Here is a 1725-nt window from a genome sequence, read left to right as displayed (position 1 = left end):
GTGGCGGCGCTGCGCGGGTGGCGGTACGGCTTCGCCGACGCGCCGGTGGCGCCGCTGGACATGCCGCGGCCGACCGCGCGCGCGCGCGGCGGGGCGCTGCGCGAGGCGTGGGACGCGTACGCCCCCGGCGGCACGCCGCGCGCCGACGACGAGGCGCCCTTCCTCCGCCTGCCCGGGGGCGAGACCGCGTGGGTGCGCGACGCCACGTATCGCCGCGCGGCCTTCGAGGCGATCGTCGCGTCGGGGCGCCCGCCGGCCGACTGGCACCGCTGGGTCGCCCACGCGGTCGACGTCGAGGCGGAGCTGCACGGCGGCTCGGCGGGGGTGGCCGACACGGCGTTCTACCGGCGCGTGTTCGCCTACCTCGACGCCGCGCGCGCGCCGCGCGAGGTGCGGGCGTCGGTCGAGTTCCTGCACGGGCTGGCGGCGTACGACTTCGCGCAGGCCGCCGACGCCGCCGACGTCCTGGTCGAGGCGCTGCGGCGCGAGGACCGGTGGCTGCTGCCGGCGCTGCTGCACGACGGGGCCGTGGTGTCGGCGATCCGGCTGGGCGACGCGGGGCGCGCGACGCGCTTCCTGGCCGCCACCGCGCCCGGGGCGCGGCGCTCGTCCGACGACCTGCGGGTGGAGCTGCTCACGGCGTGGATCGGACGGCTCGCGGACGCCGCCTCGGACAGCTCTCGAACCGCGGCCGGCGCTGCGCGGGGTGCGGCCGCGCCGTAGGTTGGCCGGAGCCATCCGTTCCCCCGCCCGCCGCCGGCCGCCGTGTCCCGACGCCTCCTCCCCCTCCTCCTGCTGGCCGCCGCCCCGGCCGCGGCCCGCGCGCAGGCCACCGGCACCCTCGCCGGGGTGGTCGCCGTCGCCGGCGCCGACGCGCTCTCCCCCGCCGGGCTCCCGGTGCCCACGGCGAGCGTCACCATCGCCGGCTCGCAGCGCGTGGCGCCCGCCGACTCGGCGCGGCGCTTCGCCTTCGCGGCGGTGACGCCCGGGACGCACCGCCTGGTCGTGCGCGGCGTCGGCTTCGAGCCGCTCGAGGTCACCGCGCGCGTCGGCGGGGGCGACACGACGTGGCTGCGCGTCGGGCTGCGCCCGGCGGCGCCGCAGCTCGCGAAGGTCACCGTGCGCGAGGCCGCGGGGAGCGGCAACGCGGCGTTCGACGCGCGCCGCGCCGCCGGGGGGCGCGGGAGGTTCATCGGCCCCGAGGAGCTGCAGCGCAACCAGGGGCGCCAGGTCAGCGAGATGCTCTCGACCGTGCCCGGCGTGCGCCTCGTCCCGCAGCCCGACGGCGGCGTGGCGGTGTCGAGCCGCCGCGGGCAGACGAGCGTCAACGCCGACACGCAGTGCTACCTCGCCGTGTACGTGGACGGGATGCGGGTGTTCGAGCCGACCGTCGCCGAGGGGACCACGGTCAGCCCGAACGGGACGGTGACGGTGACCGGGGGCTCGCCGCCGTCGGTGAACAAGGGCGCCGTGGGCGGCCGGCCGCCGGGGCAGGAGCCGCCGAACGTCAACGTCACCGACCTCGCGCAGCTCGGCGGGATCGAGGTGTACGCCGGGCCCGGGTCGCTGCCCGGCGAGCTGGCGGGGACCGGGAACGCGTGCGGCGCGGTCCTCTTCTGGACGCGCAAGCGGTGAGCGCGCGCCACGCGCCGCGCGCGCGCACGCTGGCCCCGCTCGCGCTCGCGCTCCTCCTGCTCGCGGCCGCCGGCGCGCAGACGGTGCGCG

The 1725-nt window shown here is 79.8% G+C and carries 2 protein-coding genes; both read left to right on the top strand.

The window, feature by feature from the left end:
* Nucleotides 1-723, top strand: a 723-nt coding sequence (locus PYV61_RS25040) for a hypothetical protein (RefSeq protein WP_275836606.1), incomplete at its 5' end; no start/stop codon positions are given.
* 42 nt (nt 724-765) lie between these two features.
* Nucleotides 766-1635 carry a carboxypeptidase regulatory-like domain-containing protein gene (locus tag PYV61_RS25035; protein ID WP_275836605.1) on the top strand — a complete coding sequence of 290 codons (870 nt, stop codon included), beginning with the start codon at nt 766-768 and terminating at the stop codon, nt 1633-1635.
* Nucleotides 1636-1725 lie beyond the last annotated feature (90 nt).

Origin of the sequence: Roseisolibacter sp. H3M3-2, assembly GCF_029211165.1 — a bacterium.
In the GTDB taxonomy this organism is placed as follows: domain Bacteria; phylum Gemmatimonadota; class Gemmatimonadetes; order Gemmatimonadales; family Gemmatimonadaceae; genus Roseisolibacter.
Note: the sequence above shows the minus strand (reverse complement) of the source record. Positions and strands in the feature narration are given on the sequence as shown.